The organism is Nakamurella deserti (assembly GCF_003260015.1).
GTDB classification, from domain to species: Bacteria; Actinomycetota; Actinomycetes; order Mycobacteriales; family Nakamurellaceae; genus Nakamurella; species Nakamurella deserti.
Genome location: NZ_QCXS01000002.1, coordinates 1,981,953 through 1,997,073, shown reverse-complemented (window position 1 = coordinate 1,997,073; position 15,121 = coordinate 1,981,953). Strand labels below are relative to the sequence as shown.

Sequence of the window (15,121 nt, the reverse complement as noted above, 5' to 3'; positions counted from 1 at the left end):
TCCCGACGGGCTGCCCGTCGTCGTGGTCGACCACCCGTTGGCCCAGGCCCGACTGTCGACGATGCGCGACGCCCGCACCGACAACGCGACCTTCCGGGCCGCGCTGCAGGAGTTGACCCTGATGCTGATCTACGAGGCGACCCGGGATCTCGCGATCAGCCTGGTGCCGATCCACACGCCGGTGGCCCGGACCGGCGCGGTGCGGCTGGCGAACCCGCCGCTGCTGGTACCGGTGCTGCGCGCCGGGCTCGGGATGGCCGACCAGGCGCACCGGCTGATCCCGGAGTCGCAGATGGGCTTCGTCGGGATCGCCCGCAACGAGCAGACGCTGGAGCCGCAGCCGTACATGGAGTCGCTGCCGGAGTCGCTGGCCGGCCGGCCGGTGTTCGTGCTGGACCCGATGCTGGCCACCGGTGGGTCGATGGTGCACACGATCCAGTTGCTGCTGACCCGCGGGGCGACGGACGTCACCGCGATCTGCGCGCTGGCCGCGCCCGAGGGGCTCGTGACGCTGCGGGACGCCGACCTCGGCGTGCGGGTGGTCACCGCGTCGATCGACGAACGCCTCAACGACTCCGGCTACATCGTGCCGGGACTCGGGGACGCCGGGGACCGGCAGTTCGGCGCGGTGTGAGTCGGTGATCCGCAACGTGGTGACCGGGCGGCTGTCGTCACCGGACGGCCGGGCGGCGGTGACCGCGGCGCTGGCCGGGATCGACGCGCTCCGGCTGCCCGGGATGCTGCGGTCCACGACCGGGTTCGACGCCGGCCTTCGGGACGGCGGATGGGACTTCGCCATCGTCAACGACTTCGCCGGCGCGGATGCGTACGCCCGCTACGACGTCGACCCGGAGCACCTGCGGCACCGGGAGGCGATCGTCGCCCGCTGCGCCGCCGTGACCCGGGTCCAGTTCGAGGTGCCGGACGCCTGACCGGGCAACCCGGCGGCGGGTGGGTTCCGTCCGGGAGGCATGAAGCGAATCGGGCCCGGGCTGGCGGTGCTGGCCGTGGTGACGGCGGCGGTCGGGTGCGGCACCCCGGACGTGGGTGGCGCGGGCCCCGGCTTCCCGGCCCCGGTGGAAGTCGCCGTCGATCGTCTGGAGGGCTGGTACCGGGTGGCCGGCACGGTGGGGACGCCGCCGGTGCCCGCAGCGGTGACGTTCTGGGTCGAGCAGGGTCGGTTCGGCACGTACGGCGGCTGCCCCGGCGGGACCGCGGAGACGACGGTGCGGGACGGACGGCTGTTCGTCGACTTCGTCGAGTCGTCGGCCATCGGGTGCGAGTCGGGAGCGCCGACGACGGTCTGGGACGAGTTCTTCCTGCCGTTCCTCACCGACGACCCGGCCGTCACCCTCACCGCGACGTCGATGACGCTGCGCGCCGTCGGTCCGCCGGAGCGCCAGGTCGTGCTGCAGCGCACCGGGACGCCGGCCGGGGCGGGTGAGGGCCGGCTGTCCGGAACGCCGGCCGGCACCTACGAGGTGCGGTCGGTGAGCGCCGGCGATCTCGACCCCGACGTCGTGGCGGCGATCGGTGGCCCCCTCACTCCGGCGCTGTGGCTGGCCGACGGCCGTGTCGGGATGCTCGGCGGCTGTCCGGGCGGGGCCGGGGACGGGGTGGTCGGCGGCGGTCGGCTCCTCGCCGGTCCGCTGACCGTGCCCGCGATCGGCTGCCAGCCGGGCTTCGGCACCGTCTGGGACGAATGGTTCCGGGCGTTCGTCGAAGACGAGCCCGCGGTGCAGCTGGAGGGGGACGTGCTGACCCTGCGCACCGCCGGATCACCTGGCGCCACCGTGCTGCTGGAACGGGTCGGCGACTGACACCGCCTGCCTCAGTCGATCAGCTCACCGGCCAGCAGGTCCATGAGCAGGCCGTCATGCCAGCCGCGGCCGTCCGGGTCGCGTTCGTAGTGGCGCAGCACCCCGACCGGGCGGAAGCCGACGGCGGTGTAGGTCCGGATCGCCCGTTCGTTGGCGGCGCTCGGATCGATGGTGAGCCGGTGGTGGCCCAGGGTGTCGAGCAGGTGGTGGGCCACGGCCCGGATGGCCTCCCGACCGAGGCCGCGTCCGTGGACGGCCGGGTCCAGGACGAGGTCGATGCCGGCGTGCCGGTACATCGGGTCGGTCTCCTCGGCGTACTGGATGAGGCCCAGTAGTGACCCGGCCGGGTCGTCGGAACTGCGGATGGCGAGCTGGACGACGTCGGGGTCGTCCGGGTCGACGTCGTCGTCGCCGATCGGCCCCCACCAGCGGGCTACCTCGGCGGTGCGCAGCACGGCCAGCAGTGCTGGGACGTCGTCGGTCCGCAGCGGGCGCAGCTCCAGCCGCGCCGAGCGCAGCACCGGGTGGGCGGACACGTCCGCACGGTAACCGCCCACGGGGGGTGCAACCACCGGTTTTCGCACAGGCGACGCACATCCGACGCGACTGCCGCACTCAGGCGCGGCGCGCACCGTGATGACAGGGCCCGGACACGCCGGTGCCGGGGGAGGACACCGTGGTGAAGCGTTTCGTGCAGAGCATGCCCGCCCTGACCCTGGGATTGCTGATCGTCCTGGCGGCGATGGTCACCCCGGTGATGATCGGGATGGCCTGAGCCGGCGGTCGCCGCCGGACACCGACGGCCGCTGACGGCCCCCGGAAGCCGGACGACTGTGAGGATGCCGAATTCGCAGGGGGCTCCGTCGCAGTCGTCCGGCTTCTGCGGGAGCTCGGGCGCGGGAGGGCCACACCCGACCGGCGCCGGCTGGTGGCGCCTGGTGGGCGGATCGGCCGGGATGTGCCAGCCTGGGAGTACCGACAGCTGACGATCCGAACTCAGGAGTTCCCCGATGTCCCGACGCCGCCCGGTCGCCCCGAGAACCGCCCGCCGCACCGCCGTCCTGCTCGCCGCTGCCGCGCTGGGGCTCGCCGCGTGCACCGCCGGCTCGGGGACCTCGGCCGAGGCGCCGGTCACCCTGACCACGACGGTGGCGCCGACCGCGGACCCCACCACCAGCGCGGCGGCCACCACGACGAGCGAGGCACCCTCCACCTCGACCTCCACCTCGACCACCACCGAGACCTCGGCCGCCCCGTCGACGGCGTCGGCGTCGGCGTCGGCGACGTCGGAGGCGGAGGCGACGTCCACGGTCGCCGCCCCGGTGGCCACCGAGGTCTGGCCGGACAACTCGATGGTGCCGCACATCTTCTTCCACTCACTGGTGGTGGATCCGGAGCGCGCCTTCAACGACGCGGAATCCGGCCCGGGCTACCTGGACTACATGGCGACGCAGTCCGAGTTCGCGAAGATCCTCGATCAGCTGTACGCCAAGGGCTACGTGCTGGTCAGCCCGCATCAGCTGGCCACCGTCGAGACCGACGGCCGGGTCACCCCGAAGCCGCTGGCGCTGCCCGTGGGCAAGAAGCCGTTAGTGATCTCCATCGACGACGTCTCCTACTACGAGTACATGGACGGCGACGGCTTCGCGACGGACCTGTTCGTCGCCGAGGACGGGCGCGTGCGCAACAACTACACCGACGCCCGGGGCGTCACCACCCAGGGCTCCTACGACGTCATGCCGATGGTCGACGACTTCGTCCGGGCACATCCCGACTTCTCCCACGAGGGTGCCCGTGGGGTGATCGCGTTGACCGGCTACAACGGGGTGCTCGGCTACCGCTCGTCGCCCAGTGAGTACGCCGGGAAGAACCCGGACCTCGACGCCGACATCGTCACCGCGAAGGGCGTCGCCGACGCGCTCAAGGCCGAGGGATGGGAGTTCGCCTCCCACTCGTGGGGGCACATCAACTTCACCGACTCCTCGCTGGGCGGCATCCAGGCCGACACCGCGAAGTGGAAGGCCGACGTGGAACCGATCGTGGGCCCGACCGACCTGCTGATCTACCCGTTCGGCGCGGACATCTCGGGTGTGCCCGGCTACCGCGGGGAGAAGTTCGACTACCTCAAGAGCCAGGGCTACTCGTTCTTCTTCAACGTCGACGGCTCGGTGCCGGCCTGGGGTCAGTGGGGCGACGCGTACCTGCGGGAGGCCCGCATCAACATCGACGGCATCAGCATGAAGGCCGCCGTGGAGGGCCGGCAGGTACTCGGCGAGTTCTTCGACGTGACCAGCGTTCTCGACCCGCAGCGCCCGGCCTCCATCGCCGGTTCGTGACCCTGCGGCCCCCTCGGGGCCGGGGTCACAGACCCAGGGCCGCCGTCAGCTCGGCCCGCAGCGTCGCCAGGTCCGCGCGGGCCGCGGCGCGCTGCCCCCCGAGGTCCGCGCCGGTGCCCGGGCTCCCGACGAGCTCCAGGTAGCACTTGAGCTTGGGCTCGGTGCCGGACGGCCGGACGACGACCCGCAGCCGGGTGGAGCGGTAGATCAGCGCGTCGGTCGCCGGCAGCAGGTCCTGCGACTCCTGCACCGGGTCGCCCATCAGCGTCGTCGGCGGGTCCGCGCGCAACCGGCGCATCGCGTCGGCGATGAGCGACAGGTCGGCGACCCGGAACGACAGCTGGTCGGTGACGTGCAGGCCGAAGCGACGCGCGAGATCGTCCAGCGCGCCGGAGATGTCGCCGCCGTCGGCCTTCAGTGTGGCGACCAGCTTCGCGGCCACGACCGCGGCGGAGATGCCGTCCTTGTCACGCACCACGTCGGGCTGCACGCACAGTCCGAGAGCTTCCTCATAGCCGTAGACGAGGCCGGTCCCGGCGCCGTCACCGGCCCGGACGATCCACTTGAAGCCGGTGAGCGTCTCGGCGAACCGGACGTCGTGCGCCTCGGCGACCGACCGCAGCAGCGTCGAGCTGACGATGGTCGTCGCCGCCAGCGGCGCGGGATGGGCGGCGCGGTCCAACCGGCCGAGCAGGAAATCACCCAGCAAACAGCCGGTCTCGTCACCGGACAGCATCCGCCAGCCGTCGACGAAGCGGGCGCCGACGGCCAACCGGTCGGCGTCCGGATCGTTGGCGATCGCGAGGTCGGCGCCGGCCTCCTCGGCCAGTGCGAGCAGCAGGTCGGTGGCGCCCGGCTCCTCGGGGTTGGGGAAGGCGACCGTGGGGAAGTCGCCGTCCGGGACGGCCTGGGCGCCGACCACCCGGACGTCGTCGAAACCGGCGGCGCGCAGCGTGCGGACCAGGGTCTGTCCGCCCACGCCGTGCAGCGCGGTCGCCACGATCCGCACCGGGGTCGGCGGCACCGTCCCGCCGGCGGTGGCGGCGGCGGCGATGTAGTCGTCCAGCAGGTCGGCGGGCCACGGTGCCGGGGTGCCGGACGCGTCGATCGAGACCGCCGGCCGCGACGCGGCGATGGCCGCCTCGATGGCCCGGTCCTCCGGTGAGATCAGCTGCGCCCCACCGGCCAGGTAGACCTTGATGCCGTTGTCCTGCGGCGGGTTGTGCGATGCGGTGATCTGCACCCCGGCCACCGCGCCCAGTGCGCGGACGGCGTAGGCGGTGACCGGGGTCGGCAGCGCGCCGGGGGCCAGCAGCGCGGTGAAACCCGCCGCGGCGAGCACGCCGGCCGCGTCGGCGGCGAACTCGGCGCTGCGGTGCCGGCCGTCGTAGCCGACGACCACCGTGCCGTGGACCCCGTCGCGGGACAGGTGGGCCGCGAGCCCCGCGGCGGTGCGGCGGACGGTGGCCAGGTTCATCCCGCCCGGGCCGGCACGCAGCGGTCCCCGCAGCCCGGCGGTGCCGAACGTCAGCGGCGTCAGCCGCTCGACGACCTCGGTGACGGCGGCCTGCTCGGTGCCCAGCGCGCGGCTCACGAGCTGCTGGAACTCGGCCCGGTCGCCGGCGTGCGGGTCGTCGGCGATCCAGCGCATCGCCGCCGTGCGGGCCGCGGCGCCGAGGCGGTCCGGCGCGGTCACGCCCGGCGGATCACGTCGGCGAGCAGGGCGCCCATCGTCTCGGCCGCGGCCGCCCCGGCCTCGAGCACCTCGAGGTGGTTCAGTGCCTCCCCGGTCATCCCGGCACCCAGGTTGGTCACCAGCGACAGCGCCATCACCTCCGCGCCGGCCTCGCGGGCGGCGATGGCCTCCAGCACGGTGGACATGCCGACGAGGTCGGCGCCCAGGCCCTGCAGCATCCGGATCTCGGCCGGCGTCTCGAAGTGCGGGCCGGGCAGCTGGGCGTAGACGCCCTCGGTCAGCGACGGGTCGACCTCGCGGGCCACCGCTCGCAGCCGCGCGGAGTACAGGTCGGTCAGGTCGATGAACGTCGGCCCGACGATGGGGGACAGTGACGTCAGGTTGAGGTGGTCACTGATCAGCACCGCCTGGCCGGGACGCATCCCGGGACGCAGACCGCCGGCGGCGTTGGTCAGGATGACCACCTCGGCGCCGGCCTTGGCCGCGGTCCGGATGCCGTGCACCACGGCCTGCACGCCGCGTCCCTCGTAGAGATGGGTGCGGCCGAGCATCATCAGCACCTGCCGGTCGCCGACCTTCACCGACCGCAGGGTGCCGCCGTGGCCCTCGACGACCGGCGCGGAGAAGCCCGGCAGGTCGGCGATCGGGATCTCGGCGGTGACGTCGTCGAAGTGGTCGGCCGCGGTCTTCCAGCCGGAGCCGAGAACGACCGCCACGTCGTGCTTGTCGACGCCGGTGGCGGCGGCGAGGGCGTCGGCGGCGTGCTGGGCGGACTGGTACGGGTCGGAGGTCATGGACGGAGCCTAACCGCGGGCCGCGGGCGCCGTCCGGGTGCGGCATACCATCGCCGGGCGGGGCCGGACCGGGCCCGGTGCCGGTGACGGAGGGGCGCGACGATGGCCGAGCGGCCCGTGGACACGCCGGACGGGCGGTTCCCGGCCGCGCTGTACGCCGCCGGGGAGGAGCCCGACCCGCGGTTCACCCTGGCCAACGAGCGGACCTTCCTGGCCTGGCTGCGCACCTCGTTGGCGATGACCGCCGGTGGGGTGGCCCTCGAGGCGCTCGGCCTGGGGCTTCAGCCGCAGCTGCGGCTGGCGGCGTCGCTGCTGCTGATCGCGGCCGGGATCGCCACCGCGGTGCAGGCCTGGCGCGGGTGGCTGCGTACCGAGCGGTCGCTGCGGCTCGACCGCCCCCTGCCCGCGCCCACGCTGGCACTGCCGGCCGCGGTCGCGCTGGTCGCCGTCGGGGCGCTCGTGCTGCTGGCGATCGTGCTCCGGTGAGTACGCCCGCGGACCGGCCGTTCGACCCGGGCCTGCAGCCCGAACGCACCGCACTGGCGTGGCGGCGCACCACGCTCGCGCTGCTCGTGGGTTCGCTCGCCGGCACCCGGCTGCTGCCCGAGGTGTGGGGGCCGTTCGGATTGGTGGTCGGCGGGGCAGGCATCGCCGGGTCGCTGGTGCTGCTCGTCCTGGCCCAGCGGCGCTACCGGCTGCAGCACACCCGCCTCCGCCGCGGAGCCGCCCTGCCGGACGGCACGTTGCCCGCGCTGACGGCCGCCGCCGGGTTTGCGGTGGCCCTGGTCGGCCTGGCGGTGACCGTCAGTCGCTGACGCACGGCCCCCGCGGTCAGCCCCGCAGCGGTCCCGCGGTGGCGGCCGTGCCGACCGGGGCGTCGGGAGCCACGGCGCCCGCGGTGGGCACGGCGTCCGCGGTGGCCACGGCGTCGGCGATGGCCCGGACCCCGAAGTACCCGATCAGGGCGGCGGTGACCAGGACGACGACGACCAGCAGCCACCGCGTCGAGGGGTGCACCCGGACCTGCTGCTCGGCGGGCGCGGGCCGCACCCGGGTGGCCGTGGTCGCCGCCGGCCCCGGCGGCAGCGGGGCGAGGTCGGCGGCGCCCGCCGCGGCCCACGGCGGTGGCGGCAGCGCGGGACCGCCGGCGGCGGCGAGACCGGGCGCGGCCAGCCCCGGGCGGCCGTGACCGGTGGCCTCGTCCAGCCACGGCGGCCGCATCGCCGCCGTGCGGGTCGGCCCGGCCGACCGCGCGGTCCCGGTGCCGGCGCCGTCACCGAAGCCCGCGCCCGCCGGTGCGCGCCATCCCGGCTCGGCCGGTGGTGTGGTGACCGGTCCGAACACCAGGCGGGTCTCCACCGGATCGTCGGCCAACGGCCGCAGCGCCGACATCGTCCGCCGCAGCGTCCATCGGCGTGCCGGGTCCTTGTCCAGCAGACCCTCGACGACCGGTCGGAGCGCCGCCGCGTGGACCGCCGGCGGAACCGGGTCGTTGACCACCGACATCAGCGTGGCCACCGGTGCACCCTTGTCGAACGGCGGTCGCCCCTCCATGCAGACGAACAGCAGCGCACCCAGCCCCCACGCGTCGGCGGGCGGCCCGGCCGTGACCCCGGACGCCACCTCCGGCGCGATGTAGGCCGGCGAACCCAGCAGCAGACCGGTTGCGGTCATCGGGTTCTCGGCCGCGCTGCGGGCGATGCCGAAGTCGGTCAGCTTGATCCGGCCGTCCGCCCCGATCAACACGTTGCCCGGCTTGACGTCCCGGTGGGTGATCCCGGCGTGGTGGGCCGCGTCCAGGCCCGCGGCCACGGCCAGCCCCACGGTGGCGGCCTGCCCGACGGTCAGCGGACCGGCCTCCTTGATCACCTCGCCGAGTGAGCGCGAGGCCAGCACCTCCATCACGATGACCGGACCGCCGGGCAGCGTCAGGATGTCGTAGAGGGTGATGACGTTCGGATGGGACAGGGCGGCGATGGCGCGGGCCTCCCGCAGCGTCCGCTCGACGAGCATCGCCGCCTCGGTGCCGGTGGTGCCCTGCGGGATGTAGATCTCCTTGATCGCCACCCGGCGCTGCAGCACCTCGTCGTAGGCGGCCCACACCGTGCCCATCGATCCCTTGCCGAGCACCCGGTCCAGCCGGTAGCGGTCCGCCACCATCCGGCCCGCCGCCGGAACCCGCTCGGCACCGGCGGGGCGGCGCGCCGCGGACGGCACCTGCCCCGGCCGGGTCGCCGGCGGCGGCGTGACCCGGGAACCGGCCGGAGTGCGCGGGACGGGGTGCGGCTGCATCACGGGGGCGTGGCCTGCAGCGTCGGTCGGTCCGGGGTCCGCCGGGCCGCCTGCCGGCGGCGCCTGCCCGGAGGCGGTCGCCGGGTCGACCGGGGGCATCGCGGCCAGGTCGGCGCGGGTCTCCTCGACGGCCCGGTCCAGGTTCTGCCGCGGCGACGCGGGCGGGGGCGTCGCCGGGCGCGCGGTGTCCTCGTCGGGCTCCGGATGCGGCATCGGACCATTGTCGGTCACGCGGACGCCGCACACCGGCCGCCGCGCACTCGCGCGGTCCGGGTGTGCCGTCTCCTCCGGGCTGGGGCGGCCCGGGTCAACCGGCCGGGACCTCCCAGGTGTGCACCGGCTCGTTGGCGTGCATGTTCTCGCGGTAGTGCCGCAGCATCTCGTGCAGCGCCCGCACCCGCGACAGCCCGGACCTCTCCAACGCCTCGACCGTCTCCACCTGCCAGGACGCGCCGTTGCGGCGGGTCTTGCAGCGCGCCTCGATGACCCCGAGGTAGCGGTCACGGGCCGCGGCGGACACCCCCCAGCGATCCAGGCCCTCGTGCGCCATCGGCAACAGGTGCCGCAGCGTCAGTTCGTCCCAGGTGATCTCGCCGAACCCGGGCCAGTAGAAGCGGGCGTCCACCCCGAGGCGCGCCCCGGCGTCGAAGTTCATGGCGGCGGTCGAGAACGTCATCTTCGACGACACCGGCCGCTCCTCGGCGGCCAGCATCCGGATCGCGCCGTAGTAGAACGCGGCGTTGGCCAGCACGTCCACCACGGTGGGACCGGCCGGCAGCACCCGGTTCTCGACCCGCAGGTGCGGCTGGCCGTCGGCCACGTCGTACACCGGGCGGTTCCAGCGGTACACGGTGCCGTTCTGCAGCCGCAGCTCCTGCAGCCGCGGCGCGTGGCCCGCGTCGAGCACCGCCACCGGGTCCTCGTCGGTGGTCTCGGGGAGCAGCGCCGGGAAGTAGCGGACGTTCTCCTCGAACAGGTCGAAGATCGAGGTGATCCAGCGTTCGCCGAAGAAGACCCGGGGCCGCACCCCCTGGGTCTTCAGCTCCGGCGACCGGGTGTCGGTGGCCTGCAGGAACAGCTCGCAGCGGGTCTCGGCCCACAGCTTCTTCCCGAACAGGAACGGCGAGTTCGCGGCCAGCGCCAGCTGCGGGCCGGCCAGCGCCTGGGCGGCGTTCCAGTTCGCCGCGAAGTCGGCGGGGGACACCTGCAGGTGCAGCTGCACCGAGGTGCACGCCGACTCGGGGGCGATGGTGTCGGCGTCCATGTGCAGGGCCTCGTCGGTCCCGTGGATGTCGAGCTCGAGGTCCTCGCGGCGCGCGGCGAAGATGGCCTCGTTGAGCGCCGCGTACCGCGGGTTGGCGCTCATCCAGTCCGCGGTCAGGTGCTCCGGCATCAGCGTCGGCAGGATGCCCACCATGACGATGTCGGCGCCGCGCTCGTTGGCCTTGGCCTCGGCGTGGTCCAGCGACGACCGCAGCGACGCCTCGAGCTCCAGCAGCGTGTCACCCGGCATCGCCTGCGGCTCCACGTTGAGCTCGATGTTGTACTGGCCCAGCTCGGTCTGGTACGCCGGGTCGGCGATGTTGGCCAGCACCGCGGCGTTGTCCATCGCGGGATCGCCGCTGTCGTCCACCAGGTTCAGCTCGATCTCGAGACCGGTGAGCTGCTGGTCGAACTCGAAGGTGTGCTCCACGAGCATCCGTTCGAACACGTCCAGGCACTGCCGGACCTTCTCGCGGTACCGCTTGCGGTCCTCGCGCGTGTACTCCGAGCCCGCGATGTCGTCGCCCACGTGCCTGACCCTCTCTCGCCTGGTGGGCCGGCGACTGCCGGCCCCGGATCGGCCGGCACAAGCCAACCACGGACGGCCCCGCCGGCGCCGCGCGGACCACTGAGCGTCCCGGACCCGGCCGGTTCAGCGCCGCAGCCCCAGCGTCTCCCGGACGGCCTCGGCCGGCATCGCCCGGCCCAGCAGGAACCCCTGGCCGAGCTCGCAGCCCGCGGCGAGCAGCTCGGCCAGCTGGTCGTCGGTCTCCACCCCCTCGGCGATGACCGGCACGCCCAGCGACCGGCCGATGGCCAGGATGCCGGCGACGGTGGCCCGGGCGGTGCTGTCGGTGTGCATCCGGCGGACGCTGTCGACGTCGACCTTGAGCAGGTCGACGGGGAACCCGATGACGTCCCCGAGGCTGGCGTGGCCGGTGCCGAGGTCGTCCAGCGCGAGCCGGACGCCCCGCTCGCGCAGCGTCTCCAGGTCACCGCGGACCTGGTCGGTCAGCATCGGCAGGTGCGTCTCGGCCAGCTCCAGGACGAGCCGGTCGGCGGGCAGCCGGTGGATCCGCAGCGCGTCCAGCACGTCGACGAGCAGCCGGCCCGAGTCGAGCTGCCGGCCGGCGATGTTGACGTGCACCGACGGCGCCCGGTCACCCAGTCCGTCCAGCCACTCCCGGGCCAGCGCGCACGCCTCGACCAGCACCCGGCGGCTCAGCGCGATCAGCAGGTCGGCGGCGTCGGCGAGGTCCAGGAACTCCGCCGGCTCCAGCACCCCGCGTCGCGGGTGGTTCCACCGCAGCAACTGCTCGACGGCGACGATGCGGCCCTTGGCCATGTCGTGGATGGGCTGCCCCCACAGCGCGAGCTCGCCGCGGTCGACCGCGGAGCGCAGCTCCGCGGTGAGCACCGCCTGCTCCTGCGCCCGGGTCCGGTCGGCGCCCGCGTCGGCGGGGTGCACGCCGCTGATCCGGACCCGGCCCTTGCCGGCGACCTTGCCGGCGTACATCGCCTCGTCGGCCTCCCGCAGCATCGTGTCCGGCTGCGAGTCGGCCCGCGACATGCTGACGCCGATGCTGGCCCCCAGCGTGTAGGTGCGGCCCTGGTATCGGTGCGGCACCCGGATGGTGTCCAGCACCCGCTCGGCGATGTGCACCGCGACCGCCGGGCCGTCGAGATCGCTGCAGACGACGACGAACTCGTCGCCGCCGAGCCGGGCGACGGTGTCCCCGGGGCGCACCACCTGCCGGATGCGGTCACCGATGTGGATGAGGGTGTGGTCGCCGGCGGCGTGGCCCCCCGTGTCGTTGACCGCCTTGAACCCGTCGAGGTCGATGTAGAGCAACCCGACGAGCCGGCCACTGCGGCTGCTCGCGGCGAGCGCGTGCTCGATGCGGTCCATCAGCAGCAACCGGTTCGGCAGCCCGGTCAGCCAGTCGTGCAGCGCCTGGTGCGTCAGCCGCGCCTCGGCCTGCTTGCGGTCGGTGATGTCGTCCACCTGGCCGACGATGTAGCGCAGGTCGACGCTGCGCAGCGGGCTCAGCGCGAGCTGGATCCACAGGTCGTGGCCGTCGGCGTGCACCCACCGCCGCTCGGTCGGCCGGATGTCGAGCCCACCGGTGCGCACGTCGGTCGCCCGCCGGCGCAGTTCCGCGCGGTGGTCCTCGTGCGTGAGGTCGTAGATGTTCATCCGCATCAGCTGCTCGGCCGAGTAGCCGGTGAGCTCACACAGCGCCGGGTTGACCTTGATGAACCGGCCGACGTCGTCGGGCTCGGCGGAGAGCAGCATCATCCCGTTCGGGGCGAACTCGAAGGTGTCGCGGAACCGCGACTCGCTCTCCTGCAGCTCGACCTGGGCCCGGATGCGCTCGGAGATGTCGGTCCCCACCGAGATGTAGCCGCTGACCGTGCCGTCCGGGTCGAACTGGGCGTTGACCGTGACCATCACCCGCAACCGTCGGCCGTCGCGGGTCAGGTACGTCCAGTCCCGGGTCTCGGCGCCGCCGCCGGCGGCCTCGCCGACGATGACCGGCCAGCCGGGTTCCAGGGCCAGCTCGGCGGCCCGCGCGGCGATCTCGCCGGCGTCGTGGAACTGGTCCGGGGTCCGTCCCAGGACCTCCGCCGCCGACCAGCCGAGCATCCGTTCGGCGCCGGCGTTGAAGACGGTGATCCGGCCCCGGTCGTCCATCGCCATGATGCACTGGTCGGTCGCGGCGTCCAGCACCCCGGCGAAGCGGTCCCGGGACTCGCGCAGCTGGCGCGAGGCGGCGCGCGCGTCGGTGATGTCCTGCAGGGAGCCGGTCACCGCCGGGCCGTCCAGGTCGACCTCGACCCGCCCCCGGCAGCGCACCTCCCGGACCTGCCCGCCCAGCACCATCCGGTACACCAGGTCGTACTCGGTGACCGTCTCCACCGCCCGCCGCAGCGTCTCCCCGACGAAGGCACGGTCGTCGGGGTGGACCAGCTCGAGGTAGCGCGCCCGCGACGCCGGCGGGCCGGCCGGTCCGAGGCGGAACACCGCGGCGGCCTGCTCCGACCACCACATCGAGTCCGCGTCCACGATCCAGTAGAAGCTGCCGATCCCGGACAGCTCCTCGACGATGCGCAGTTCCTTCTGCCGGCGGTCGATCTGCCGGAGGGCGGCGTACAGGCTCTTCTCGGCGGCCGCCCGCAGCTGCGTCTGCTCGGCGAGCGCGGCCCGCAGCGCCGCCGGGTCGTCGCCGGCCGGCGGTGCGGCGGCACCGTCGTCGAACGCCCTCACCGCACGACCGACCGCTCGGACACGGGTCGGAACCGCCGGACGGGTGGGAGGACGAGTGGCGACGGCGCGACGGGCGGCTCGGACGACGGCACGGCTTCCCATCCGTTCGGCCCGGACCGTGCACGCGGCGACGGTCGTCGTGTGGCGGGCGGTCCGGTGTCCGGACGCCGGGGCTGAGCCCCGACCCGACCTGTCGATCTGACCCTCACAGCCTAGGACAGTGCCCGTTCGGCGCAACGCATCCGACGGGCGAACGTGACGTTTCGTCGGGCGACCGTGCCCGCCCCCGCCGGAGCCGAACGCGTCGGCAGGCATAGTCTGTCCGGCGGCACCCCGGCAGCGGGTCGCCCGGACGTGCACGGGTCGGAGAGAGGCGGACGATGTCGGTCCTTCCCGAACGGACGATCCGGACGGCGCCCTCGGCGGCCGAGGTCCCCGATCTCGGGGAGGGCCGGGGACCCCTGTGGCTGGACGCCTTCCTGGCCGTCCGGATGCCCGAGATCCTGACCTGGCGGCGGCACCTGCACGCCCACCCGGAGATCTCCAACTCCGAGTTCGCCACCACCGCCTACCTCCGCCGCCAGCTCGGACGCTCCGGTGTCGACAGCCGCATCCTGCCCACCGGCACCGGACTGGTCTGCGACGTCGGCCCGTCCGGCCCCGGCGTGCGCACGGTGGCGCTGCGCGCCGACATCGACGCGCTGCCACTGCCGGAGGCGTCCGGGCTGCCGTTCGCCTCCACCGTGCCGGGCGTCAGCCACGCCTGCGGCCACGACGTCCACCAGACCGTGCTGCTGGGGGCGATGCTGGCGCTGCAGTCCGCGCCGGAACTGCCCGGACGGGTCCGGGGGATCTTCCAGCCCGCCGAGGAGACCCAGCCGGGCGGCGCGTACGGAGTGGCGGCCAGCGGTGCGGTGGCCGACGTCGAACGCATCTTCGCGCTGCACTGCGACCCCCGGCTGCCGGTCGGTGAGGTCGGGATCCGGCTGGGCGCGATCACCTCCACCATCGACCTCATCGAGCTGCGGCTGACCGGTTCCGGGGGACACACCGCCCGCCCGCACCTGACCGCCGACCTGATCTACGCGCTGGGCACCGTCATCACCGGCCTGCCCGGGATGCTCAGCCGTCGGATGGATCCCCGCAGCGCGCCCATCCTGGTGTGGGGCGCGGTGCGGGCGGGCGAGGCCCCGAACGCCATCCCGCGGTCGGGTCTGCTGCGCGGGACGCTGCGCATCATGCAGCGCGAGTCGTGGGACATCGCCGAGGCGCTGATCCGCGACCTCGTCACCGAACTGCTGGCCCCGCTGCGGGTGGACCACCAGCTGACCTACCTGCGCGGGGTGCCCCCGGTGGTCAACGAGGAGCGCTCGGTCGAGCTGCTCAGCGGTGGCATCCGGGACGCGGTGGGCGTGGCGGGTCTGGCCGACACCTACCAGTCGACCGGTGCCGAGGACTTCGCCGTCTACCTCGACCACGTCCCGGGGGCGTTGGCCCGGCTGGGCGTCTGGGACGGTGTCCGTCAGCAGGTCGACCTGCACTCGCCGCACTTCGAGGCCGACGAGCGGGCCATCGCCGTCGGGATCCGCACCATGGTCAACGCCGCGCTGCGGACGCTGGCGGGGCCGGCCCCGGGCTGAGCGTCGGACCGG

At 74.1% G+C, this 15,121-nt stretch carries 13 protein-coding genes; 7 read left to right on the top strand and 6 right to left on the bottom strand.

Going from position 1 to position 15,121, the window contains the following annotated elements:
- The first annotated feature begins 10 nt into the window (after positions 1-10).
- The 3 genes from upp to DB033_RS09060 are packed head-to-tail and all read left to right on the top strand — an operon-like array spanning position 11 to position 1,820.
- Complete coding sequence (gene upp, locus DB033_RS09070; protein WP_111767371.1) at positions 11-634, top strand: uracil phosphoribosyltransferase; 624 nt, start codon at positions 11-13, stop codon at positions 632-634.
- Positions 635-638: 4 nt separating this feature from the next.
- A complete protein-coding gene (locus DB033_RS09065) occupies positions 639-932 on the top strand; it encodes a Dabb family protein (RefSeq protein WP_111766383.1) in 294 nt (97 codons plus the stop codon).
- 39 nt (positions 933-971) lie between these two features.
- The gene (locus tag DB033_RS09060; protein WP_111766382.1) at positions 972-1,820 is read left to right on the top strand and encodes a hypothetical protein; all 849 of its coding nucleotides are present in this window, start codon (positions 972-974) and stop codon (positions 1,818-1,820) included.
- A gap of 11 nt (positions 1,821-1,831) precedes the next feature.
- On the opposite strand, the gene DB033_RS09055 is transcribed toward DB033_RS09060, so the two are convergent.
- Positions 1,832-2,341: a GNAT family N-acetyltransferase gene (locus DB033_RS09055; RefSeq protein WP_111767370.1), complete on the bottom strand. Its 510-nt coding sequence runs from the start codon at positions 2,339-2,341 to the stop codon at positions 1,832-1,834.
- Between the two features lie 489 nt (positions 2,342-2,830).
- On the opposite strand from DB033_RS09055, the gene DB033_RS09050 reads away from it, so the two are divergent.
- Positions 2,831-4,156, top strand: a complete 1,326-nt coding sequence (locus DB033_RS09050) for a polysaccharide deacetylase family protein (RefSeq protein ID WP_111766381.1) — start codon at positions 2,831-2,833, stop codon at positions 4,154-4,156.
- A gap of 25 nt (positions 4,157-4,181) precedes the next feature.
- On the opposite strand, the gene DB033_RS09045 is transcribed toward DB033_RS09050, so the two are convergent.
- Together DB033_RS09045 and DB033_RS09040 are read right to left on the bottom strand one after the other, a co-directional pair.
- The gene (locus DB033_RS09045; RefSeq protein WP_240615805.1) at positions 4,182-5,852 is read right to left on the bottom strand and encodes a phospho-sugar mutase; all 1,671 of its coding nucleotides are present in this window, start codon (positions 5,850-5,852) and stop codon (positions 4,182-4,184) included.
- On the bottom strand, positions 5,849-6,646 hold the full coding sequence (locus tag DB033_RS09040; protein ID WP_111766380.1) for a purine-nucleoside phosphorylase: 798 nt from the start codon (positions 6,644-6,646) through the stop codon (positions 5,849-5,851). Before DB033_RS09040 ends, DB033_RS09045 begins: the two co-directional genes overlap by 4 nt.
- A gap of 102 nt (positions 6,647-6,748) precedes the next feature.
- On the opposite strand from DB033_RS09040, the gene DB033_RS09035 reads away from it, so the two are divergent.
- Both DB033_RS09035 and DB033_RS09030 read left to right on the top strand, forming a co-directional pair.
- The gene (locus tag DB033_RS09035) at positions 6,749-7,132 is read left to right on the top strand and encodes a YidH family protein (RefSeq protein ID WP_111766379.1); all 384 of its coding nucleotides are present in this window, start codon (positions 6,749-6,751) and stop codon (positions 7,130-7,132) included.
- Complete coding sequence (locus tag DB033_RS09030; protein ID WP_111766378.1) at positions 7,129-7,461, top strand: DUF202 domain-containing protein; 333 nt, start codon at positions 7,129-7,131, stop codon at positions 7,459-7,461. Before DB033_RS09035 ends, DB033_RS09030 begins: the two co-directional genes overlap by 4 nt.
- Before the next feature lie 16 nt (positions 7,462-7,477).
- On the opposite strand, the gene DB033_RS09025 is transcribed toward DB033_RS09030, so the two are convergent.
- From DB033_RS09025 to DB033_RS09015, 3 genes are all read right to left on the bottom strand, one after another.
- The gene (locus tag DB033_RS09025) at positions 7,478-9,151 is read right to left on the bottom strand and encodes a serine/threonine-protein kinase (RefSeq protein ID WP_205843734.1); all 1,674 of its coding nucleotides are present in this window, start codon (positions 9,149-9,151) and stop codon (positions 7,478-7,480) included.
- 94 nt (positions 9,152-9,245) lie between these two features.
- Complete coding sequence (locus DB033_RS09020) at positions 9,246-10,730, bottom strand: glutamate-cysteine ligase family protein (RefSeq protein ID WP_111766377.1); 1,485 nt, start codon at positions 10,728-10,730, stop codon at positions 9,246-9,248.
- 123 nt (positions 10,731-10,853) lie between these two features.
- Positions 10,854-13,469, bottom strand: a complete 2,616-nt coding sequence (locus DB033_RS09015; RefSeq protein WP_111766376.1) for a sensor domain-containing protein — start codon at positions 13,467-13,469, stop codon at positions 10,854-10,856.
- A gap of 380 nt (positions 13,470-13,849) precedes the next feature.
- On the opposite strand from DB033_RS09015, the gene DB033_RS09010 reads away from it, so the two are divergent.
- Complete coding sequence (locus DB033_RS09010) at positions 13,850-15,109, top strand: amidohydrolase (protein ID WP_111766375.1); 1,260 nt, start codon at positions 13,850-13,852, stop codon at positions 15,107-15,109.
- Positions 15,110-15,121: the final 12 nt, after the last annotated feature.

Excerpts from the sequence above, each read along its gene's own strand:
- DB033_RS09060 (WP_111766382.1), top strand. The coding sequence starts at position 972 with ATGAAGCGAATCGGGCCCGGGCTGGCGGTGCTGGCCGTGGTGACGGCG.
- DB033_RS09025 (WP_205843734.1), bottom strand. The coding sequence starts at position 9,151 with ATGCCGCATCCGGAGCCCGACGAGGACACCGCGCGCCCGGCGACGCCC.
- DB033_RS09010 (WP_111766375.1), top strand. The coding sequence starts at position 13,850 with ATGTCGGTCCTTCCCGAACGGACGATCCGGACGGCGCCCTCGGCGGCC.
- DB033_RS09050 (WP_111766381.1), top strand. The coding sequence starts at position 2,831 with ATGTCCCGACGCCGCCCGGTCGCCCCGAGAACCGCCCGCCGCACCGCC.
- DB033_RS09040 (WP_111766380.1), bottom strand. The coding sequence starts at position 6,646 with ATGACCTCCGACCCGTACCAGTCCGCCCAGCACGCCGCCGACGCCCTC.
- DB033_RS09035 (WP_111766379.1), top strand. The coding sequence starts at position 6,749 with ATGGCCGAGCGGCCCGTGGACACGCCGGACGGGCGGTTCCCGGCCGCG.